Below are 22591 nucleotides of genomic sequence, written 5' to 3'. Positions count from 1 at the left end.
CTATGACATTATATTATAAATATTTAATCATGCATTTACGTGCCCAGCTGCAATATAAAGGTTCTTTTCTCATGTTAAGTATCGGGCAATTTTTCATTCCGTTTACAATATTTGCAGGCTTATATTTCATGTTCGAGAAGTTTGGAACGCTGCAAGGCTGGAACTTTGCCGAGGTTGCTTTATGCTTTGCAATCATTCACCAATCGTTTTCATTAAGTGAATGCTTCGCTAGAGGGTTCGATAGTTTTTCTTCGCTTATTATTCGCGGAGACTTTGATCGACTATTGTTACGTCCACGACATACTGTACTACAAGTTCTCGGTTCAGCATTCGAATTTACAAGAATCGGTCGTTTGTTGCAAAGTTTGATCGTACTTATCTATGCTATTAGCCAGCTCCCACAGCTATGGCATTGGCAGTATATCCTTATTATTCTGTTCATGATTGTTAATGGTGTATGTATTTTTATTGGCATATTTATGCTGGCGGCAACACTATGCTTTTGGACGGTGCAAGGGTTAGAAATTGCTAATGTATTTACAGATGGTGGGCGTGAGATGGCCCAGTATCCGCTTAATATTTATGAAAAGTGGGTAATGAAGCTATTTACATTCATTATTCCATTCGGATTAGTGAGTTATATCCCATTGCAAATGATTTTAGACAAAGTGGAAGCTCCGTTGTGGCAAGCGATGCTTATTCCTTTCGGTGGCTCACTATTTCTCATTCCTTGTTACTTGATATGGCAATTTGGTGTAAAGCATTATCGTTCAACTGGATCATGATCTTCACGGATCGATTCGATAAAGAAGCGGGCACTTTTCGTTAAGTAATGATCTTTATGCCAGATGATGCCGATATCGGATTGTAGTTCCTCATTCGATAGTGGGATCATTCTAACACGAGGGTCCATAAAGGAATGCATAACCGAGCGTGGCAAAAGTGAAATGCCAATTCCTTCAGCAATAAGGGCAATGGTAATCGCTACAGATGAGCATTCGCATATAATATTAGGCTCGAAATGATGTTTGCGACAAGCGGCAATAACCTGTTCATGCATATGAGTCGTTTGATCTGTTTTCAGCGTTAACAGCGGTAAACCTGCAAGCTCCTCGATCTGAAACTGCTTCGTATTGCGATATTGATCCCATTTGCTAGGAATGACAACGACGAACGGATCAGAGGGTAATGGCATTACAGCAAGCTGCTTAGGATCAGTAAGTGCTTCGAACGGTAGACGAGCGAATACAATATCAATGGCTCGTTTTTCTAGCTGTTCACCCAAATAATAATGATCGCCTTCTAATATTTTGAAATTTACTTGAGGATAGAGCCTTCTAAATTGCTCGATCGGCTGCGGGAGTAGGGAAATGCAGGAAAATACAGCGCCGATCGACAACACGCCACGAACGCCCTCCTGGAGCTCCTTCATCTCTTCGATCGTCTCATTAAATTGCGAAATAAGTGTTTCGGCTTTTTGCTTCAGTACGATGCCAGCATCGGTTAACTGCAAACCTTTACCGTGACGATCAAACAACCGGACACCTAGCTCATCCTCTATTTGTTTCAATTGACGACTTAGCGGTGGTTGCTCCATATTCAATATTTTCGCTGCGCGTGTAACTTGACCTTCGCGAGCAATAGTCAAAAAGTATTTCAATTGACGTATATCCATGACAACGCTTCCCCTCGATGCGGTCATACCTTTAAGGTATGGCAACAACATAATATAGATATTATAAATATACGGGAAACCATGGTATCATTCAATTAAGAAAACAATTTCTAAGGAGAGAATTTCATAATGGATCATACTATTAAGGTTGAACGTTCGACAAATCTTAAATCTAAACTTGATGAAACAAAGCTTGGCTTCGGTCATTATTATACTGATCATATGTTTATTTTAGAATATACAGAAGGTCAAGGCTGGCACTCAGGCAGAGTTGTACCTTATCAAAACATTTCAATGGACCCTGCTGCAAAAGTATTCCACTATGGTCAAACGGTATTTGAAGGGATGAAGGCTTATCGAACGGACAATGGAATTAAGCTATTCCGTCCTAAGAAAAACTTTGAGCGTCTTAACCGTTCAAACGCTCGTCTAAGTATTCCGCATCTTGATGAAAATATGGCTTACAATGGTTTGATGGAATTATTGAAGGTTGATCAAGATTGGGTTCCAAGTGTAGAAGGAACGAGTCTCTACATTCGTCCATTCATTATTGCTACAGAGGCAACTCTTGGTGTAAATCCATCACAAAACTATCTATTTATGATCATTATGTCTCCTGTAGGTGCGTACTATACTGAAGGGGTTAATCCTGTTAAAATCCACGTGGAATCTGAGTTTGTACGTGCAGTTGCAGGTGGTGTAGGTGAAGCGAAAACAGCAGGTAACTACGCTGCGGGACTCAATGCGCAAGAGCAAGCAAAGGAGCAGGGTTATTCTCAAGTTCTATGGCTGGATGGCGTGCACAGACGTTATATTGAAGAAGTAGGTAGCATGAACGTATTTTTCAAAATTAATGGTGTCATTCATACACCAATGCTAAATGGTAGTATTCTCGATGGAATTACTCGTAATTCAGTTATTACATTGCTGAAGCATTGGGGCGTTCCGGTTGAAGAACGTCGTATATCTATTGAAGAAATAGTCGAGGCTCATCATAAAGGCGAGCTAGAGGAAGCTTTTGGTACAGGTACAGCGGCAGTTATTTCACCTATTGGAGAATTAAATTATCATGGTGAAAAACTAGTTATTAATAATGGCAACATCGGTGAAATCTCAGGAAAAGTGTACGATACAATTACTGGTATTCAAACGGGTAAAGTTGAAGATCCATTCGGTTGGGTAGTTAGCTTAGACTCATAATAACATATAAAAATCCCCCGCCTTATGGATTGTAATGACAAAGGATCATTACAGTATCGCCATATAGCAGGGGATTTTTTGTTAACGTATAGACAAGTAAGCAACAGCTCGACGTCTTAATATTAACTCTTCATCAACCTCTGAATTGCTATCTGAATCAGGTAAAAAATTAACTTGATGTAATGCATTAGTGAATAGATAAATCGCACGTTGATCATAAAAGGTTGATTGTTGTAATTGAGAGGAGATTAGCTCCGCAAGAGTATGAATAGAACATGGACCGATAAACGTGGCGAGTTGGTGCTCCCAATCTTGTAGATCAAAGCTAATTTCGGAATCGTCGACGAAGATTTCACTCCAGCCATAACCTCTACTGCTTGAAATTCTCAGACATACACGATAACCATTGGCATCGATGGCAAGTGCAGGAATGACGAAAATTTCGATTCGCTGCAATTGAAAAATTATTGAATCTGTTGGTGAATTTTGAAAATCATTAGATGGACAAATTGTCATTGCACATCTCTCCTTTTCACGCTGACGAGGTTAGCTGTCGGGTTCGGGCTAGAGAGTGGCCCTACTGTCTATAAATTAGACTTGATTCACCCCTTAAAATCGAAAAAAAATCGATTCTGTTTGGTTCCCCCGCTTTTTCATACGAAAAATTAAGCGAAATATAATATTAGTTTACTTTGTTAATACATATTTGTAAACGAAACCAAGCTATTGATAAGCGAAAAGATTCAGTTGATACATAAGTGCACAATTATTTTTATTTTGCGTTATTTATGAAATTCAAGTATGATGATTAAAAAATGAACTATGTTCTGAATAAAAGGAGTATAAGATATGCAATCCAAAACTAATCATTGTAAAATTGTAGACTGTACGATTCGCGATGGCGGACTTGTGAACAATTGGGATTTCAGTGTTGAATTTGTTCAACATTTGTACAATAGCTTGAATGAAGCTGGCGTTGATTATATGGAAATTGGATATAAAAACTCTCCTAAATTGCTAAAGGGTGCTGACCAAGCTGGTCCATGGAGATTCCTTGATGATGACTTTCTTAGAACAGTAATTCCTAATAAAGGTCAAACGAAGCTTTCTGCGCTTGTAGATATCGGTCGCGTTGATGAAAATGATATTTTGCCTCGTAGTGAGAGTATGATTGATCTAATCCGTGTTGCTTGTTATATTCAAGATGTGGACAAAGCTCTTGAACTAGTTCAAATTTTCCATGACCGTGGATATGAAACAACAATTAATATTATGGCGTTGTCTAATGTTCTTGAAAATCAAATGATCGAAGCATTCGAATTAATTAACAATAGCGTTGTTGATTTTGTATATATCGTTGACTCTTACGGAAGTATGAAGCCAAATGATATGAGTTATTTGGTTGATAAATTCCTTGAGCATCTTCCTAACAAACGTCTAGGCGTTCACGCTCATAATAACCTTCAACTTGCTTTTGCTAATACGCTTCTTGCTGGTGGTAAAGGTGTTGAACTGCTTGATGCATCTGTATACGGTATGGGTCGTGCTGCAGGTAACTGTAACACTGAGCTGCTAGTAACAGAGCTTCAAAATACAAAATACAATATTCGTCCTGTGCTTGATATGATCGAGCAGCATATGGTTCCTATGCGTGACAAAGTAGAGTGGGGTTACAATATTCCGTACATGGTAACTGGTGTACTTGATGAGCATCCACGTTCTGCGATGGCACTTAGAAACTCAGAGGACAAAGATAAATACGTAGAATTCTATGATCAACTTACAACTCCAGAAATGGCAAATAAATAAGTGTAACCTAAAGGTTAGTTCAGAGATGAACTAACCTTTTTTTTGTTAGGTTTTTTTATTATATTATCCTTTATCCGATACACAGCCTATGCGAAGTCAGCAGCAACGCTGTAAGTCATTCTGACGTCGGAGTCAGTAGAGCTTGCCTTGACGGTAGAGAACCTGGGACAACCTCATCACCGCATGATTGTAGCAACATTGGCGAAGCTGATGATTTTGACTGAAAAACAGCGGAAATACTTGATCTAATGTTCTTTGCATCTTCTCATAAAGTAACTCGTATACACGTTCTTCACTATAGAATTGTGTATCTTTGCCTTGCAGCCACTCAAAGTAAGAGACGATCACTCCTCCAGCATTAGCAAGAATATCTGGAATGACAATGACATTATTGGCTGCTAATACATCGTCTGCCTCACCAGTAATTGGCGCATTCGCTCCTTCAACAATCCACTTTGCCTTTATTTGACTCACATTACCTTCGTGAATTTGTTCCTCTAATGCAGCTAAGAACAATACATCAACATCTTGATAAAGCACAGCTTCACGCTCTTGAATGACAGCCTCAATATGATATTCGGCGCATGCTTCAGTTGTTGTAGGAAGTTCACCCGCATGGTCTAAACTATATTGTAATAGCTTATCGATCGGTAGCCCTTTTTCGCTGAATAGCGTAACATTGCGATCGCTAACTGCAATAACGGTATGTTGAACAGATTGATCTAGGAAAGCTTCCTGTGCAATAACTGCGCCTACATTGCCGAAGCCTTGAATCGCAATCGTTAGTGGGCGATCCAAATAGCTTTTTGCAATAGGCAGATATGGATTATTATATGATTCTAGTGTAGATAAGTTACTACGGATATAAGATTGAAGCATATATTTGAATGTAAAGTAAACACCTTTTCCGGTTGCCTCACGTCTACCAAGCGAGCCACCAGAAACGATACTTTTTCCTGTAAAACTACCTAGATAAGGTTTGCCAGGATGAATGTTCTTGTACTCTGCGGTCATCCAATCCATTTCGCGCTCACCAGTACCCATATCAGGAGCAGGAATATCTTTATCAGGACCAAGAATGTCGGTGAAATATTGTACATACTTTTTACATATAAGATTCAATTCACGTTCAGAGTATTGACGTGGATTAATTCCTACGCCACCTTTACCACCACCGAATGGAACATCATGTAGTGCATTTTTCAACGTCATTAACGCAGCAAGATTACTTACTTCGTCTTCATTGACAGATTCATGGAATCGTATACCACCTTTATAGGGGCCAATCGCATCATTATGCTGGATTCGATAGGCAGGAATTCGCACAACATTACCATTATCTAACGTAATTCTTAGATAAGCTTTATGAGTTTTATTTGGTGTAGAAAGAATGGCGCCTATCGATTGGAAAATTTGCTCGCGAGTATTTCCTTTAAGCAACGGTAAAATTGCAGGATCAGCCGACAAGATATCTAAAGCTTGTTGAACGATCATGCCAGTTTGTCTTCCCATTAAATTCAGCTCCCTAATCATATTGACGTTGTATCTTTATATGATGTGCTGCTGCCCGAGAATGATACAATCGTTTATTATATAATGTGTTGCGATTAGTTGAATGTTAACAAAGTTGCAACACATTAATATAACTCCTATGTTACACTGAACTAGATCAATTAGGTATAGAAAAGTAATAATTTTACTACATAATTAGGAAGTGACATAATGGATACGCTGTTGTATATAAGTAATGTGATTTTACTTATTACCTTGTTAGCTACATCTGGATTAATTATTGCCAATTCATTATTAGGAATGAAGTGGGAACAGTTGATATTAGGACGTATTGGGCTTCGTGCTCAGCAGCTAACTAAGTTTTTGGTCATTGCGGTTATATTAGTACTATGTGTTCAATCGATGCAATGGCTTAATATCTTTGGTGCAGATTCGATTCAATGGAAGGAATTACTGTTGAATACTTCTACAGGCAAAGGTTTGATTTACTTATTGGTTATGGCAATTATCGGTTTGTTTTTCAAAAAATACGATGGCGTATTGAGTGTGATTTGGGCATGGCTTATTCTTTTTGGGGAGGCTATGAATGGGCATATTGCAGCTCTTGAAAGTAGTCAGATCGGAATACTATTTGATTATATCCATCTAGCCTGTGCGGCGATTTGGATTGGTGGTGTAATTAAGCTGTGGATAATTTGGCGACATGATAAAGCTATTGCTGCTGAATTTATGAATAAATTCTCGAAAATATTATGGATAACGATAGCACTGGTGGCCATTAGTGGTATTGTACTAACGATACTTATATTACCAAGCGGGTTATATCTACTTTATACATCGTGGGGTAAATGGCTATTGATCAAAATTGTAGTAATTAGCATAGCTATTAGCTTGGGGTATGCTGCTCGTATGAAAATTGTGAAGCATCAAAAAAATCCACTGCGTGTTATGTGGCTGGAAGCTATTTTATTAACAGTAATTATTACGCTTGCATCAGTAATAAGTCAGATTAGTCCGATGCCGCAGATGAATAATATATTGAACGTTCATAAAATGGGTGATGAGTTACATTACACAGTGAAGCTGACTCCTAATGCACCTGGTCCGAATCAGCTAAGTATAACGCTATGGACATTAGAAGAGGAAGGGAAAGTAGCAACAGTAGATGTGTCGTTGTCTGCAGCGGATAAGCCAGCCAGATCGACAAGAGACATTGCATTAGTACAGGCTGAGCTTGAAGATGAATTTGGCTTCGAAAATTTCAATGAATCTAGATTTGTGATGAAGGATATGAACTTACCGTACCCAAGCCAGTGGCAAGCGAAAGTAATTATGACATTCGAGGATGGACATGAGCGAAGCTTTGATTTTAAATTTAGTAATGATTAATAAGGGCTCAAAACCTAAACAGTGCTTAATGAGATATGAGCGGACACGCAGTACGCTAATTAGCTTAAAACCAACAAATTAGGATGCAAGAGGACACACGTTACGCTATTGATCGTATGACGCTCGAAATTCACTAGTGAACGAGCGAATAAGGTCATCTGAGTCCGCGAAAACTCGATATGAGCGGAAAATGCAGCAATAACGTCCTTACAGTCCGCTTATTGCTAAAAAATAACACATTAGGATGCAATCTAACTTACACACTCAAGCACTTATTATGAGGTTGAGCCTTAATTAGCTATCGAAATTAATATGCTATCTTGCATGAGCAAGTTATTTTGTCTATAATATAACGAGTATGTAATACTTGAAGGCTATGAAAGAGATAAGTACGTTAATCATCTATACAGGGATGGAGTGCCGCAGATTGAGAGCATTCCTATAGCAACTGATAACTGAAATTCACTCTGGAGCTTGTACTTGAACATTGACTTAGCGTCAATCAGTAGATCTACACGATGACCCGTCGTTACAGGGACTAAGAGGTATATCGAAAGTTTTATGTTCGATATGTCTGAATTAGGGTGGTACCACGGTTCTTCCGTCCCTGTATAGGGAGGAAGGGCCTTTTTCTGTTATTTCGCTTGTGATCACGCTGATTCACTAATGATTACGAAGTGATGCTACGAGGTTGGGCTCCTAGTTAACTTTCCGTTTGAAAGTTAACAGATTCGCATTAATGCGAAAATCAGAACGGATTACCACATCCAAGAACATTTTACTTGAGTTTATTAATTCTAATGACATTTATTTTGTATTACAAAAACAATGGAGGCGAGATCAATGAAGGAAAGATTAGAGGCATTGCGCATTGAAGCGCTAGCTGCATTACAGCATGTTGAGCATGTTAATGCATTGCAGGAGCTGCGTGTAAAGTATCTTGGTAAGAAAGGTGCACTTACAGAAGTATTGCGTGGTATGGGCGGTCTGAGTGCCGAAGAAAGACCTGTTATTGGGCAAGTGGTCAATGATGTTCGTGCAGCGATTGAGTCGGTCATGGATGAGAAACAAAACTTCTTCCAACAGGCAGAAACGAATAAACGGCTTAGCGAGGAAACGATTGATGTTTCGTTACCTGGTCGTAATTTAGCAACAGGCTCGATTCATCCTTTGAACAAAGTTGCCCAAGAGATTGAAGATATTTTCATTGGGTTAGGTTATTCTGTTGCTGAAGGACCAGAAGTTGAGACTGATTACTATAACTTTGAAGCTCTTAACTTACCAAAGGACCATCCTGCTCGTGATATGCAAGATACGTTCTATATTACGGAAGAAATTCTTATGCGTACACAAACATCCCCTGTACAGGTGCGAACGATGCAAGAAAGTCGTGGAGAAACTCCAATCCGTATTATTTGCCCGGGTAAAGTATATCGTCGTGATGATGACGATGCAACGCATTCCTTCCAATTTAATCAAATTGAAGGATTGGTAGTTGGTAAAAATATTCGGATGAGCGATTTGAAAGGGACTTTGCTACAGTTCGCACAACAAATGTTTGGTGAAAAATCACAAATTCGTTTGCGTCCAAGTTTCTTCCCATTCACAGAGCCAAGTGCTGAGGTTGATGTAACATGTGCACAATGCGGTGGCAGCGGTTGTCGTATGTGTAAAGGAACAGGTTGGCTTGAAATTCTTGGTTGCGGTATGGTTCATCCACGTGTCCTTGAAATGAGTGGCTACGATCCGAATGAAGTTACGGGCTTCGCTTTTGGAATGGGAGTCGAACGTATCGCACTATTGAAATATGGTATCGATGATATCCGTCATTTCTACACAAATGATACAAGATTCTTATCTCAATTTGCTCGAATGTAAAGCGAGCGCTCATAACGGTTGTTATGCAATTCCATTGAAAGTGAGAAAACCTCTATCGAGGCTATCCATTATGGTAAAAAGATCGGTTGTCGGTGAAGGAAGGGACGGAAAATAATGAAAGTATCCTATAAATGGTTAGAGCAATATGTGGACCTATCAAATATAACGGCTGCTGATTTAGCAGAAATGATGACGCGCGGCGGTATTGAGATCGATATCGTTGAGGCTAGAAATCAAGGAGTTTCAGGTGTCGTTGTTGGTTATGTGAAATCGAAGGAAAAACATCCAGACGCAGATAAGCTGAATGTATGTAAAGTAGATGTAGGCACTGGAGAAGAGCTACAAATCGTATGTGGTGCATCTAATGTTGATGCAGGTCAATACGTACCCGTTGCAGTAGTGGGAGCGAAAATGCCAGGAGATTTCAAAATCAAACGTGCAAAGCTACGTGGTGTTGAATCACAAGGTATGATCTGTTCTGCGAAAGAGTTAGGAATTAATGATAAGCTTCTTCCTAAAGAGCAACAAGAAGGAATTCTTGTATTGCCTTCTACGCTTACACTTGGAACACCTATTGAGAATGTTCTTGATCTTAATGATCATGTGCTTGAGCTTGATCTTACGCCAAATCGTTCTGATGCACTTAGCATGATTGGTGTTGCCTACGAGGTTGCGGCACTTACTGGTCGCGAAGTGAAGCTTCCACAAGCTAATGTTATCGATACAGCTGAAAAAGCTGCTGATCATATTAAAGTAACGATTGAAAATAGCGAATTATGTTCGCACTATTCAGCTCGATATATTAAAAGTGTAAAAGTAGCAACTTCACCGTTGTGGTTGCAAAACAAATTAATTGCTGCTGGTATTCGCCCAATTAACAATATCGTTGATATTACAAATTTTGTTATGTTGGAATTCGGTCAACCACTGCATGCTTTTGATGCGGATAAAGTTTCAGGTGGTGAAATGGTTGTTCGCTTAGCGAAAGAGGGAGAAGTGCTAGTTACTCTTGATGATCAAGAACGCAAGTTAGAGTCTCATATGCTTGTTATCGCTGATCGCGCGCAGCCAATCGGTCTTGCTGGTGTTATGGGTGGCGCTTCGACAGAGGTTACATCTGAAACAGTTAATATCTTACTTGAATCTGCCAAATTCGCAGGTAGCACGATTCGCAAAACTTCTCGCGGACTTGGTCTTCGATCTGAATCAAGCCTTCGCTTCGAAAAAGAAGTTGATCCAGCACGTGTTATTCCAGCACTTGATCGCGCAGCCGCTTTAATCGCTGAACTAGGTGAAGGGTTAGTGCTTGATGGAGTAGTAGAAGCTGTTGGTAAAGTAGCTGGGCCACTTTCCATTACAGTAGCTTTGGACAAAGTTAATACTTTTCTAGGAACTTCATTGTCTGGACTTGAAGTTAGAACTATTTTCAATCGTCTTGAGTTCCCTTATGAAATTTCAAGCGATGAGCAATACACAGTACAAGTGCCAACGCGTCGTGGCGATATTACATTAGATGTCGATCTAATTGAAGAGATTGCACGTATTTACGGATACGATAATATACCAACTACACCAATTCACGGTGAAGTTATTCCAGGTGCGCTTACGAAACCGCAAGCGATTCGTCGTGAACTACGTAAACGTCTATCTGATTCAGGGATGCTTGAAGTTATTAGTTATTCCTTCACTAGCCCAACGCATACGACATTGTTCCCAGAATTAGCGCAAAACACGAAAGCTGTTAAGCTATTAATGCCGATGAGTGAAGATCGCAGTGTTCTTCGTACTAGTCTGATCGCGCAATTAATCGATATTACAGCCTATAATCGTAATCGTAAAAATGAATCGGTAGCTTTATTTGAAATCGGTAGTGTATTCCACAGTGATGAAGAAGTATTAACGAATCTTCCTGAAGAAAAACAACGGTTTGGCGCATTATTAACAGGAAATCGTACGGAAGCTGGTTGGAATTCCAAATCGATTGCTTATGATTTCTATGATGCCAAAGGTATTGTTGAAACGATTACTAATGCACTTGGTGTTAGTGAATATATTAGCTATGAGTCCGCACAGCCAACAAACTTCCACCCAGGTAGAACAGCGGCAATTATGTTGAATATAGAGGGGAACAAAGAGGTGCTTGGTTATGTCGGTCAATTGCATCCAGAACTGCAACGTACATCTGATTTGGCTGATGCTTATGTTGTTGAGTTTGACCTAACTCCGCTATATGAGCTTGCGAATGCTGATATTGTTTATAAGGTGTTACCTCGTTATCCAGCAATTGGTCGAGATATTGCTGTTGTCGTAGAGCAGAATATTGCAGTCGGTGATATGCTAACATCTATTTCCAATACTGCAGGTGAATTGTTGGAATCTGTTCAAGTATTTGATATCTTCACTGGTGAGCGACTAGGGGCGAATAAGAAGAGTGTTGCTATTGCACTAGTATATCGCCATAAAGAGCGTACATTAACAGATGAAGAAGTAACGACTGTTCATGAACAGGTTGTGGCTACATTAGAACAATCTTTTGCAGCAGAATTACGTAAGTAGGCAGGAAATTGCTTAAGTCGCATCGAATAAGTTCCAAGTGAGCTTAGATGCGGCTTTTTTTTGTCGTTCATAGCCTTATTGCACTTCATGGATTAGGAGTTGATACACATGGAAAACGAAGCAATCGTAGTACATGTTGATATATTTGGTAGTCAGTATAAATTAAAAGGTCATTCAAGCGTAGAATATATGAAAAAGGTAGCAGCATCAATAGATGAAAGCATGCAAAAGCTCGCGAAAAACTACCCTGTTCTTGATACACATAAATTAGCAGTTTTAGCAGCTGTTCAAATTACCGAGGAAATATTCCGTGTACGTCGTGAAAATAGTAGACTGCAAGCTGAAGAGGCACGATTACTAATAACGGAGAAGGAACTGCAATTAGAACAAGAGCGTATTGAACAATTGTTAGCTCAATATGAACAATATAAAGTTCAAGCTAGCGAAGAACTTACTGTGTTGAAGCAATTACATGCCCAGCAACTTATAGAGCAACAAACAGTAAGCGATGAGCAACAGTCGCAATTGAAAGTAACTTTCGCACAAGAGCAGGAACAAGTTCAACTTACTCATTTAACAGAATTAGAGTCAATTATAGCAACATCAGAAGCGATAAAACTTGAACTTGAGCAAAATGTTACTGCGCTACAAGAAGAGCATCATAAGCAAATTCAGGAATTAACGGAAAATGCGGTGCTTGAGCAAAAGCTAGCATTATTACAGCAAAAAGGTCGATTTGAGACAGAATTAGCAAAATTAAAAGTCGATGCAGAAAAACTTATTACTCAAAATACAGAGTTAGCCGCTGAAAAAGAGAATGCAGCTGCTAGTTTCAATGATCAGCTAGCAGCTGCGGAAAAGTTATTAATAGAGTCTTCCGAGCAGGCGAGTGCAGTTAAAACCCGGCTAGAAGATGAATTAGAGTCATTACGTATTGAATTTGAACGACGCAATGTTGAACTTCAATCGGAATGGGATCAGGATAAGCAGCAGCTTTCAGAGCAATTGAATGAACTTCAAGCTGCGAGTAAATCAGAAAAAGAAGGTTTTGAGTTACGTCTAGCTCAAGCCGATGAGCAAATTCTCCTCGCTATGGAGCAGGAAGAAGTTTTGCGATCAGAATTAGATCAAGCAGAACGTGCTCGAGTGATTATAGAAGATGCCAAGCAATTGTTAGCACAACAACTATCTTCTGAGCAAGAACTAGCGCAGATGGAGAAGGCATCCCTTGCGCGTGAATTAGAAGAGACACAACAAACGTTAGAGACCGTTATCGCATCAGAGAAAGCTCAGGTTGAAGCACTGCAAAGTGAAGTTGCTAGCTTAGAGAAATACTTAACATCAAGTCATAATCAAACAGAAGACTACAAACGAAAAACTGGGCAGCTAGAAGAACAAAAGCTTGCTTTACATAGCGAAATCGAGCAATTAAATGAACAATTGCTTGAGGAAGGCTTAAAGCAACTAGCACAAGAAGAGCAGATCGAAGGGATTATAGCGGAAAGAGATCAATTATCCGCGCAATTATTAGATAGCTCGTCGCAATCAAGTCAATTATCTACTCAGCTGGAAGCGACTACTACTGAGGTAGTTCGATTAGGTGAGCGCAATGAGCAGCTGCAAGTAGAACAGGAACAATTGAAGAAACAAAATATAGAGCAAATGAATGAACAAGAACTAACGATTTTATTGATCGAAGAATTAGAGCAAGATCTTGCAAACGTGAAAGCATCGAAAGCAGAAGAAGTGGCATACCGCAGCGAGCTAGAACAAGAACTAGCCAACATGAAGTCTGCTAAATCAGAAGAGATAGCATATCGAAGCGAGCTAGAACAAGAACTAGCAAGCATGAAGTCTGCTAATGTAGAAGAATTAGCATATCGCAGCAAGCTAGAACAAGAACTAGCAAGCGTGAAGTCATCTAATGCAGAAGAATTAGCATATCGCAGTGAGCTAGAGCAAGAACTGACAAATATGAAGTCTGCTAATGCCGAAGAGAAAACATATCGCAGTGAGCTAGAACAAGAACTAGCAAGCGTGAAGTATGCTAATGTAGAAGAATTAGCATATCGCAGTGAGCTAGAACAAGATCTTGCAAACGTAAAAGCATCGAAAGTAGAAGAAGTGGCATACCGCAGCGAGCTAGAACAAGAACTAGCCAACATGAAGTCTGCTAAATCAGAAGAGATAGCATATCGAAGCGAGCTTGAACAAGAACTAGCAAGCGTGAAGTCTGCTAATTCAGAAGAAGTGGAATACCGCAGCGAGCTTGAACAAGAACTAGCAAGCGTGAAGTCGTCTAATGCAGAAGAAGTTGCATACCGTAATAAGTTAGAACAAGAACTAGCAAGTGTGAAGTCATCTCATGCAGAAGAAGTAGATTACCGCAGTGAGCTAGAGCAAGAACTAGCAAACGTGAAGTCTGCTAATGTAGAAGAATTAGCATATCGAAGTGAGCTAGAGCAAGAAATAGCAAACGCGAAGTCATCTCATGCAGAAGAATTAGCGTACCGCAGCGAGCTAGAACAAGAACTAGCCAACGTGAAGTCGGAAGACAATCTTTTGCTTCCTCAAGTGAAACAGCTTGAGCAGCAATTAGGAGAACTTCAGAACAATTATAATCATGTATCGAAGTTATATGCCGATCTTGAAATTCTTCATCAGAAGGATGCTGATAAGTCAGAGGAGTTGCTACAATATCTAGAAGTAGCTGCAACGAAGGAACGATTAGCGACCAACAAGATGTTGATAACCGAGGAAAATATTAAGTCACTAGAAGATCAATTATCTATTCAAAGTGAGGCTGAGCATCAATTGCGGCAGCAGTTGACTAAGTTAGAGTCCGAGTTGCTGGATTTACAGCAGCAGACAGAGCAATTCCAACAACAAGCTACGCAGTATGAACAACAGCTTGAGCTACAAGAAGTAGCTGCAGCCAGCATGATGGAAAATCAATCTCTAGAACAAGTCGAGCTTGTCGAGCAAAAGTTGGAACAATTAACTGGGGTACATGAAAAATTGAAGCGTGAATATTCTAAGCTACAAACGGAGTATAATGAATGGATTGAATTAATCGAACAAAGTTAGTTCTACACGATAAAAAAGTCGCTTCTTCAAATTAATGAAGAAGCGACTTTTCAATTCACTATAATAATTATACTACTACAAGTTTTGTAACCATCGTACGGTGACCGTTTCCGCAAGGAATGGAGCAACGAACCTCGTATGTACCAGGTTCTGTAATTGTAACAGCAGTCGCTTTATTGTTAATAATATTAGCGTACTCCGTATTCATAATTTCGATTCCATGAACACCATCGATTGAATCAACAGTTAATTCTACGGACTCACCTGCACGAATAGCGTAATACTCTTTATCGAATTCCCAGTTTTCGGCTGTGATTACAAGTGAACCAGCTGCAATTTCATCTTCACTGACTTTGATTGAATCAGCTTTGCCATTACTATTTGAAGCTGAGCCGCAAGCTGCCAATACTACCATTAATACTGTAACCAACGTTAACACTAACCATTTTTTCATGACATTTACCCCCTGTAATATAATAACCATATCCATTGTATACCAGTATTAGGCTGAATGGCATTAATTCAAGTGACAACCTGATGACAATATTGCAACGCGAGCTGGATTAAACATATTTAGGTCCTTCATCATAGATGAAGGACCTAAATAAATGTTATGATTTATGGCGTTCTCCAGCTTCATATGGATTAGCAATCGGTATGAATAAATCGATAATACCGATAGCAAGAGCTGCAAGGACAGCACCAAGAATCGTTACGCTCACTCCACCGACAATGAATTGAGCGATCCAAATGACGAGAGCACTAATTAGAAAACCTACGATACCTCTGCCAAAAGGAGTGACTTTTTTACCGAAGACACCTTCGACGATCCAGCCTAGAGCGGCAATGACTAGCGCTAATAATAATGCGCTCCAGAAGCCACCTACTGAAAATTGTGGAACAATCCAGCTCACAAGCATTAACACTAATGCTGAAACGATAAATCTAACAACATGTCCTAGAAAATTCATTTCCATTCCTCCATGTAAAAATGGTTTATGATGATGCATGAACGATGATCCTCTAATAAGTGTTACCATATTACAAAATAATATGTATAGGTAGTACAAGAATTACAACTTTAAGCTATAATAAGTAATGCAAGACAATGCTTGCGATATATTTTTCATTTTGGTGAAATGATATCGAAGGTGAATGAAAAGTTTAAGGGGTGTTATTATTGAACGCCAAAATATTGAAAACATTGGAGTATTCAAAAATAATTGTGAAATTGAAGGAGCATGCAGCGACTTCAATTGGTAAAGAAATGGTTGAACAAATAGAACCATCTACTAATATAGAAATTGTCAAAGATTTGTTGCAATTAACAGATGAAGCCTTTGCTGCAGATCGATTGAAGGGATCTGCTCCATTTGGCGGTATTTTTAATATTAGTGCTTCATTACATCGAGCAAGAATTAGTGGTACTTTGAATGCTTCGGAACTGATTGAGATTGCATCTACATCGCGAGGAAGTCGTCGTGTGAAGAGACATATTTCAACGGTTAATGAAGAATATCCAGTTCCTTCGTTACTGAACATCACTGAGCTAATAAGTGAGCATCGTGAGCTTGAAGAAGCAATTTGGACATGTATCAATGAACAAGGTGAAGTACTCGATCAAGCTAGCTCAGAGCTAGCAACGGCTCGCCGGGAAATTAGATTAGGTGAAAGTAGAGTAAGGGAAAAACTTGAAAATATGATTCGATCATCTTCTGTGCAGAAAATGCTGCAGGAAGCGATTATTACATTGCGGAATGATCGCTTTGTTATTCCAGTAAAATCTGAGTATCGTTCTAGCTTTGGCGGTATCGTTCATGATCAATCAGGATCTGGTGCGACATTATTTATTGAACCAGAAGTTATTGTGACGTTGAATAACAAACTTCGAGAGATGCGAGTTCAAGAAATTAAAGAAATCGAGAAAATACTGCAGAAGCTTACTGCTCAAGTCGCCGATTGTGTAGAAGATTTTCTATATGATCAGGAGCTCATTGCTAAGCTTGATGTAACATTTGCTAAAGCAAGGTATGCTCATATATTGAAAGCTATTTGCCCACGTATGAATGATCGTGGATATATTAAGTTGAAAAAGGGACGGCATCCATTAATCGATCCAAGTCAAGTTGTACCGTTGGAGCTTGAGCTTGGTAATCAGTATCACTCCATTATTGTGACGGGGCCTAATACGGGCGGTAAAACGGTATCCTTAAAAACGGTTGGTTTACTTAGTTTAATGGCAATGTCTGGCATGTTTGTACCTGCAGAGGACGGAAGCCAACTCTGTGTATTTGATGCCATTTTCGCTGATATTGGTGACGAGCAAAGTATCGAACAAAATTTGAGTACGTTCTCCAGTCATATGACGAACATTATTCGAATTTTGCAAGACATGACGTCGAAAAGCTTAGTGTTACTGGATGAACTTGGAGCGGGTACTGATCCGGCTGAAGGATCTGCATTAGCTATTGCAATTCTTGAACATATTCATGCCAAAGAATGTAGAGTAATTGCAACAACACATTACTCTGAATTGAAAGCATACGCATTTAACCGAAAAGGTGTAATCAATGCGAGTATGGAGTTCGATATTGCTACGCTAAGTCCAACTTATCGACTGCTCGTAGGGGTTCCTGGTCGAAGTAATGCATTTGCGATAGCGGAACGATTAGGTTTATCTTCAAATATTATTGATGTAGCTAAGGGCGAAGTTAGCGATGAGGATATGAAGGTTGAAAGTATGATTGCTTCATTGGAACAAAATCGTCTTTCAGCAGAATCCGATCGTGATATTGCGCAAAAGTTGCGACTTGAGATGGAGCAGTTACGTATAAAGCATGAACAAGATAAATTGAAATTTGAAGAACAAAAAGAAAACCTACTTATCAAGGCGCAAATTGAAGCGACTGCTGCTATCGCGAAAGCTCGTAAAGAGGCGGAAGTCATTATTTCTGAACTTCGTAAATTAGCGATGGAAGAAGGAGCGTCGATCAAGGAGCATAAGCTAATTGAAGCTCGTCGTCGCTTAGATGATGCAGAGCCCGAATTAAAAGTGAAAACAAAGCCCGCTCGTGATGGTAAAAAACAAAAAATACATACTGGCGATGAAGTTAAAGTATATAGTCTTAATTCTAAAGGGCATGTCGTTGATATTCACGGTCAAGAAGCAACAGTACAGCTTGGAATTATGAAAATGAAGGTCAAGCTAGATGATCTGGAATTGTTACAGTCTCAATCTAATACACCAGCGCAACCACAAAAGCAGACAGCCACACTTAAACGGACCAAAGAAGATTCCGTTCGAATGGAACTTGATTTACGTGGTGAGTCACTTGATGAAGCTATCCTTGAAGTGGACAGATTTCTTGATGAATCATTCCTAGCAGGAATGGGGCAAGTATATATTATTCATGGTAAAGGTACTGGAGTGCTTCGTTCGGGTATTCAAGAGTATTTACGCCGTCACAGCCATGTGAAGGCTTATCGTAATGGGAATTATGGGGAGGGTGGCATCGGAGTCACCATAGCCGAACTCAAATAGAGAGAGGTAACTCTAAACGTCCGACTGTGATCACGCGGATTATGCTAACGTAGCGTATTCGGCGGCGAATATGCCCTCCATCAAAAGCCTGTGTGTGCTCGTGTACCAATAACGTACACTGTGCTACTCGTTTTTGCTGAAGTGCATCTTCTTGGTGCTGACAGCCGAACGTTTAGAGCTTTCATTTGAAGTTAGTTCAAAAGACTTGATGGTTATGCTTTGAAGATTTGAATGTTGTTTCATAAAGGTCGCTGGCCATCTGCCAGCTGCTTGTTGGAGATTTCAATAAGACCGTTGGCGTTGCCATCTGCTTGGTAGGGAAATGCATCAAGGCCGATGGCGTGGTCATTTGCTTGCAAATTTAGAAAGTTGTAAAGTGAGGAGTATAGGATGAATCCTAAGATTGATTGGTTATTAGAAAATGAATATCTCGCTTCGATTGTGTATATTTCTGTGACCATATTCTCATTGATCGTATTTCTATCATTGTTTGAGTTAGTAACAAAATACCGTTGCTGGCATGAAATTAAGCATGGTAATGTGGCTGTTGCAATGGCAACAGGAGGGAAAATTTTTGGGATTTGTAATATTTTCCGATTTTCTATTTCAATGAATAGCTCAATCTATGAGAATTTACTTTGGGGAACCTATGGCTTTATTATTTTGCTTGTTGCATATTTCCTATTTGAATTTTTGACACCGATATTTAAAATAGATGAGGAGCTAGCCAATGATAATCGTGCGGTAGGATTGATAGCTATGATTATTTCCATTTCGCTATCCTATGTAATCGGTGCGACTATCCTTATCTAAGGTAGGTGTTTCGTATGAAAAATTTGTCAAGAATACTTGCTGTAGTTGCAGTTTTATTTTTTGTTATTGGCATAATTTATGTAGCAAACCTGTAATCCAATTAGATGTGTTTAGAGAGGGAGTTAATAATGGAATCACAAACAACTTGTCCATGGTGTGAATCGGATATTATTTGGGATGCGGAGATCGGTCCTGAAAAAAAATGTCCGCACTGTGAAAATGAAATTAGCGGTTATAGAACGTTAGAGATAGATTTAGATGATGAAGAGATGGAAGATGAACACGCTGATCCTAATGATTCTGATTGGGATGATGATGACCGTGGGGTTTTACGAACTACACGTGAAATAGCAGCGAATAGTTCGCTTCAAGCTATTCTTAATGAGCAATTTGAAATGCCTGAATGCACGAACTGTCGTGAATATATGATTGAAGCAGGATTGCAAGTTGTTGGTGAGGATGGACAATTCGAATCTAAAGTTTCACCGGCTAATGGTTTACCGTTAGTTAATAAATCATTCAAAGTTATCTGGTACGTCTGCCCAACTTGTTATCGTACGGACAGCTATCTAGATTTACTTGATCGTAAGCAGCTACTTGACGCATTAACGCCGGATATATAGTAGTTGGAACAAAAGTACTAGTATGTCGTCTTTAGCCTAAGGGTATCTTATCATCGAGCTAATATAGCTTAATCCTATTTTTTGGAGAAGTGATTAGATGGCGAAAGTATTAGACAAACAAGCAATGATATTGCTTGCGATTTATACTTCATTTGGCTTTGCTACTTTACTGTCAGGTACATTTGTTCCCGTTTATTTGTGGAAAGCGAGTCAATCTTACTTTACTGTTGCACTTTATGCGTTAGCCCAATATAGCGTAGGAGGAATAACATTCTATCTCGCCGGTAAATGGGTGAAAGAAGGAAATAAATTAAATTGCCTGCGAGCGGGGTGTCTGCTCTCGGGCGTTTTTTATAGTATTGTACTATGGGTGAAGCAAGGCGCTAGTGACATTCCGATTGTGCTTGGCATAATTAGTGGAATGGGCTTGGGCCTCTTCTGGATTGCTTATAACGTCGTTTATTTCGAAATTACAGAACCTAATACACGCGATCGTTTTAATGGTTGGCAAGGATTACTTATCGCATTTGCTGGAATAGTCGCACCGTGGTCATCTGGCTTGTTAATAAGTATGCTAGCTGATTTGCGAGGTTATCAGCTTATTTTTACAAGTTCTTTAGTTATTTTTGCTTGTTGCGGCATATTAAGTTTTTATATTAAGAAACGTCCAGTTCAAGGTAAATATGATTGGAGTCATCCCCTCAAGCAATTAAGGAGCTCAGATACAAGTTGGCGTAGGGCATTTGCCGTTATCGTTGCGCAAGGTGTTCGTGAAGGTGTATTTATGTTTTTAATAGGATTAGTTGTTTTTATAGCTACAAACGATGAAGCTAAGGTTGGAATGTATAGTTTATTCGCATCCGTTACCGCTTTAATAAGTTACTGGATTGTCGGTCGTTATATGAAGCCAAAGTGGAGAATATGGTCGATGTTTATTGGTGTTATTTCATTAGCGATCATAATTATTCCGCTATTCTGGGGGATACACTACCATTCATTAATATGGTTTGGTGTAGGAACAGCGATGTTATACCCTTTGTATATCATTCCGATTACTTCGCGAATTTTTGACTTGATTGGCGCATCACAACAATCGGTTGAAAAACGAGAAGAACTGATCGTATTTCGAGAGCTTGGTCTAACGACGGGACGAATGATTGGTTTGATTCCTTTCTTTGCTTATTTGCTGTGGAATAATACTGAGCAAGGTTTAGTATGGATGTTATTAATTGTAGGTTCAGTTCCGATATTAGGATGGTTTTGGATGCGCAAATTATTTCGTGATGACTATGGCAGAACTGAAATTTTGAAATAGTCTGTAATTGCAATGAAAAGTTTTAGGGGGAATTAACGATGCCGAAAATAGTTAACAGTGTGATGGACTTGATCGGAAATACTCCAGCTGTTGTATTGAATCGTATAGCAGAACCGAATAGCGCAGAAGTTATTGTGAAGCTGGAATACTTTAATCCCAGTGGCAGTGTCAAAGACCGTGCTGCTTACAATCTCATTGCCCAGGCGGAGTTGACTGGAACGCTGCAGCCAGGTGCGACGATTATTGAACCAACTAGTGGAAATACAGGTATTGGTCTCGCGATGAATGCGGCTGCAAAAGGGTATCCCATCATACTTGTTATGCCCGATAATATGACGAAAGAACGAATTTCCATGTTAAAAGCTTATGGAGCAGAGGTTGTGCTGACACCAGCAGCAAATCGCATGTCAGGAGCGATTACAAAGGCGTTAGAGCTACAGAGGGCTATACCGAACTCATTTATGCCTAATCAATTTGAAAACGAAGCTAACCCCGATATTCACCGTAAAACGACAGCACTAGAAATTTTGGAGCAGACGGAAGGACGATTAGACGCATTTGTAGCTTCTGCTGGGACAGGAGGTACGATTACCGGAACGAGTGAAGTACTCAAAGAAAAATTGCCTCATATTCATATTGCTGTTGTAGAACCGAAAGGCTCACCTGTACTTTCAGGGGGTCAGCCGGGCACTCATAAGCTAGTGGGTACAAGTCCTGGCTTTGTTCCTGCTATTTTGAATACATCGATCTATGATGAAATTATTCAAGTTGCTGATGAGGATGCGATTGCCACAATGAAACTGCTTGCTAGGCAAGAAGGGATTCTTGTCGGACCATCATCAGGCGCTACAGTGTGGGCTGCTATGCAAATTGCGCGCAAGTTGGGAACTGGGAAGCGGGTGCTTTGTGTTGCGCCGGACACCGGGGAACGCTACCTAAGCATGGGGTTGTTTTAAAAGCGGACTTTGATAACGATGATTATGCTAACGTAGCTTATTCGCGTCGAATAGGAAACGAACTTGGAAAGTATAGCATAAACTTCCGATGTATGTTTCTTTCAGAAACATTGTAGGTCCGCGTGTACCAATAACGTACACTTGTGCTTCCGCCTTTCTCAAGTAGCGTTCCATCTTCTTGGTTCTGAAAGCCCGCTTTTAAAACTTTTAAATGTATTTCCCTTTTTTTCTAACTAT

At 39.6% G+C, this 22591-nt stretch carries 17 protein-coding genes, 1 riboswitch and 1 other annotated feature; of the genes, 12 read left to right on the top strand and 5 right to left on the bottom strand.

The genetic code is table 11. The features are described from left to right. Positions 1-2 precede the first annotated feature (2 nt). Positions 3-785, top strand: coding sequence for an ABC transporter permease (locus tag AC1TO5_RS04675; RefSeq protein WP_482061606.1), 783 nt, complete (start codon positions 3-5; stop codon positions 783-785). On the opposite strand, the gene AC1TO5_RS04670 is transcribed toward AC1TO5_RS04675, so the two are convergent. After that, a complete protein-coding gene (locus AC1TO5_RS04670; RefSeq protein ID WP_482061605.1) occupies positions 764-1675 on the bottom strand; it encodes a LysR family transcriptional regulator in 912 nt (303 codons plus the stop codon). The genes AC1TO5_RS04675 and AC1TO5_RS04670 overlap by 22 nt on opposite strands. Positions 1676-1804: 129 nt before the next feature. Between AC1TO5_RS04670 and AC1TO5_RS04665 the strand changes: the two genes are divergently transcribed. Further along, a complete protein-coding gene (locus AC1TO5_RS04665) occupies positions 1805-2875 on the top strand; it encodes a branched-chain amino acid aminotransferase (RefSeq protein WP_482061604.1) in 1071 nt (356 codons plus the stop codon). Positions 2876-2956: 81 nt separating this feature from the next. Here AC1TO5_RS04665 and AC1TO5_RS04660 read toward each other — a convergent pair whose 3' ends face one another. Next, a complete protein-coding gene (locus AC1TO5_RS04660) occupies positions 2957-3391 on the bottom strand; it encodes a hypothetical protein (protein ID WP_482061603.1) in 435 nt (144 codons plus the stop codon). A 4-nt stretch (positions 3392-3395) separates the two neighbouring features. Continuing rightward, positions 3396-3557: riboswitch (cyclic di-AMP (ydaO/yuaA leader) on the bottom strand. A 167-nt stretch (positions 3558-3724) separates the two neighbouring features. Between AC1TO5_RS04660 and AC1TO5_RS04655 the strand changes: the two genes are divergently transcribed. Next, on the top strand, positions 3725-4684 hold the full coding sequence (locus AC1TO5_RS04655; protein ID WP_482061602.1) for an aldolase catalytic domain-containing protein: 960 nt from the start codon (positions 3725-3727) through the stop codon (positions 4682-4684). A gap of 132 nt (positions 4685-4816) precedes the next feature. Here AC1TO5_RS04655 and AC1TO5_RS04650 read toward each other — a convergent pair whose 3' ends face one another. Beyond that, positions 4817-6196 carry a Glu/Leu/Phe/Val family dehydrogenase gene (locus AC1TO5_RS04650; protein ID WP_482061601.1) on the bottom strand — a complete coding sequence of 460 codons (1380 nt, stop codon included), beginning with the start codon at positions 6194-6196 and terminating at the stop codon, positions 4817-4819. Positions 6197-6406: 210 nt separating this feature from the next. On the opposite strand from AC1TO5_RS04650, the gene AC1TO5_RS04645 reads away from it, so the two are divergent. The 4 genes from AC1TO5_RS04645 (at position 6407) to zapA (ending at position 15106) form a co-directional block, all read left to right on the top strand. After that, positions 6407-7585: a copper resistance D family protein gene (locus tag AC1TO5_RS04645; RefSeq protein ID WP_482061600.1), complete on the top strand. Its 1179-nt coding sequence runs from the start codon at positions 6407-6409 to the stop codon at positions 7583-7585. Between the two features lie 367 nt (positions 7586-7952). Next, positions 7953-8197 (top strand) — a binding site (T-box leader). Between the two features lie 231 nt (positions 8198-8428). Then, the gene (pheS, locus tag AC1TO5_RS04640) at positions 8429-9463 is read left to right on the top strand and encodes a phenylalanine--tRNA ligase subunit alpha (RefSeq protein ID WP_482061599.1); all 1035 of its coding nucleotides are present in this window, start codon (positions 8429-8431) and stop codon (positions 9461-9463) included. Positions 9464-9577: 114 nt separating this feature from the next. After that, on the top strand, positions 9578-12019 hold the full coding sequence (pheT, locus tag AC1TO5_RS04635; protein ID WP_482061598.1) for a phenylalanine--tRNA ligase subunit beta: 2442 nt from the start codon (positions 9578-9580) through the stop codon (positions 12017-12019). Positions 12020-12127: 108 nt separating this feature from the next. Continuing rightward, the gene (zapA, locus tag AC1TO5_RS04630; RefSeq protein WP_482061597.1) at positions 12128-15106 is read left to right on the top strand and encodes a cell division protein ZapA; all 2979 of its coding nucleotides are present in this window, start codon (positions 12128-12130) and stop codon (positions 15104-15106) included. A 67-nt stretch (positions 15107-15173) separates the two neighbouring features. Here zapA and AC1TO5_RS04625 read toward each other — a convergent pair whose 3' ends face one another. After that, complete coding sequence (locus tag AC1TO5_RS04625) at positions 15174-15560, bottom strand: cupredoxin domain-containing protein (RefSeq protein ID WP_482061596.1); 387 nt, start codon at positions 15558-15560, stop codon at positions 15174-15176. Positions 15561-15717: 157 nt separating this feature from the next. Then, positions 15718-16077 carry a phage holin family protein gene (locus AC1TO5_RS04620; RefSeq protein ID WP_482061595.1) on the bottom strand — a complete coding sequence of 120 codons (360 nt, stop codon included), beginning with the start codon at positions 16075-16077 and terminating at the stop codon, positions 15718-15720. A 209-nt stretch (positions 16078-16286) separates the two neighbouring features. Between AC1TO5_RS04620 and AC1TO5_RS04615 the strand changes: the two genes are divergently transcribed. The 5 genes from AC1TO5_RS04615 (at position 16287) to cysK (ending at position 22354) form a co-directional block, all read left to right on the top strand. Then, a complete protein-coding gene (locus tag AC1TO5_RS04615; protein ID WP_482061594.1) occupies positions 16287-18647 on the top strand; it encodes an endonuclease MutS2 in 2361 nt (786 codons plus the stop codon). 390 nt (positions 18648-19037) lie between these two features. Continuing rightward, positions 19038-19460 carry a DUF350 domain-containing protein gene (locus AC1TO5_RS04610; protein WP_482061593.1) on the top strand — a complete coding sequence of 141 codons (423 nt, stop codon included), beginning with the start codon at positions 19038-19040 and terminating at the stop codon, positions 19458-19460. A gap of 128 nt (positions 19461-19588) precedes the next feature. After that, positions 19589-20083 (top strand): hypothetical protein, encoded by a 495-nt coding sequence (locus tag AC1TO5_RS04605; protein ID WP_482061592.1) that lies wholly within the window; start codon positions 19589-19591, stop codon positions 20081-20083. A gap of 97 nt (positions 20084-20180) precedes the next feature. Beyond that, positions 20181-21398: an MFS transporter gene (locus AC1TO5_RS04600; protein ID WP_482061591.1), complete on the top strand. Its 1218-nt coding sequence runs from the start codon at positions 20181-20183 to the stop codon at positions 21396-21398. Between the two features lie 38 nt (positions 21399-21436). Next, positions 21437-22354, top strand: coding sequence for a cysteine synthase A (cysK, locus tag AC1TO5_RS04595; protein WP_482061590.1), 918 nt, complete (start codon positions 21437-21439; stop codon positions 22352-22354). The last annotated feature ends 237 nt before the right edge of the window (positions 22355-22591 follow it).

Source organism: Paenibacillus sp. Y930 (assembly GCF_056786375.1).
Note: the sequence above shows the minus strand (reverse complement) of the source record. Positions and strands in the feature narration are given on the sequence as shown.

What these genes read in the sequence shown, in the direction of transcription:
- pheS (WP_482061599.1), top strand. Translation starts at nt 8,429, where the DNA reads ATGAAGGAAAGATTAGAGGCATTGCGCATTGAAGCGCTAGCTGCATTA.
- AC1TO5_RS04665 (WP_482061604.1), top strand. Translation starts at nt 1,805, where the DNA reads ATGGATCATACTATTAAGGTTGAACGTTCGACAAATCTTAAATCTAAA.
- AC1TO5_RS04650 (WP_482061601.1), bottom strand. Translation starts at nt 6,196, where the DNA reads ATGGGAAGACAAACTGGCATGATCGTTCAACAAGCTTTAGATATCTTG.
- pheT (WP_482061598.1), top strand. Translation starts at nt 9,578, where the DNA reads ATGAAAGTATCCTATAAATGGTTAGAGCAATATGTGGACCTATCAAAT.
- AC1TO5_RS04645 (WP_482061600.1), top strand. Translation starts at nt 6,407, where the DNA reads ATGGATACGCTGTTGTATATAAGTAATGTGATTTTACTTATTACCTTG.
- AC1TO5_RS04670 (WP_482061605.1), bottom strand. Translation starts at nt 1,675, where the DNA reads ATGGATATACGTCAATTGAAATACTTTTTGACTATTGCTCGCGAAGGT.
- AC1TO5_RS04600 (WP_482061591.1), top strand. Translation starts at nt 20,181, where the DNA reads ATGGCGAAAGTATTAGACAAACAAGCAATGATATTGCTTGCGATTTAT.
- AC1TO5_RS04655 (WP_482061602.1), top strand. Translation starts at nt 3,725, where the DNA reads ATGCAATCCAAAACTAATCATTGTAAAATTGTAGACTGTACGATTCGC.
- AC1TO5_RS04675 (WP_482061606.1), top strand. Translation starts at nt 3, where the DNA reads ATGACATTATATTATAAATATTTAATCATGCATTTACGTGCCCAGCTG.
- AC1TO5_RS04625 (WP_482061596.1), bottom strand. Translation starts at nt 15,560, where the DNA reads ATGAAAAAATGGTTAGTGTTAACGTTGGTTACAGTATTAATGGTAGTA.
- zapA (WP_482061597.1), top strand. Translation starts at nt 12,128, where the DNA reads ATGGAAAACGAAGCAATCGTAGTACATGTTGATATATTTGGTAGTCAG.
- AC1TO5_RS04660 (WP_482061603.1), bottom strand. Translation starts at nt 3,391, where the DNA reads ATGACAATTTGTCCATCTAATGATTTTCAAAATTCACCAACAGATTCA.
- AC1TO5_RS04620 (WP_482061595.1), bottom strand. Translation starts at nt 16,077, where the DNA reads ATGAATTTTCTAGGACATGTTGTTAGATTTATCGTTTCAGCATTAGTG.
- AC1TO5_RS04610 (WP_482061593.1), top strand. Translation starts at nt 19,038, where the DNA reads ATGAATCCTAAGATTGATTGGTTATTAGAAAATGAATATCTCGCTTCG.
- cysK (WP_482061590.1), top strand. Translation starts at nt 21,437, where the DNA reads ATGCCGAAAATAGTTAACAGTGTGATGGACTTGATCGGAAATACTCCA.
- AC1TO5_RS04605 (WP_482061592.1), top strand. Translation starts at nt 19,589, where the DNA reads ATGGAATCACAAACAACTTGTCCATGGTGTGAATCGGATATTATTTGG.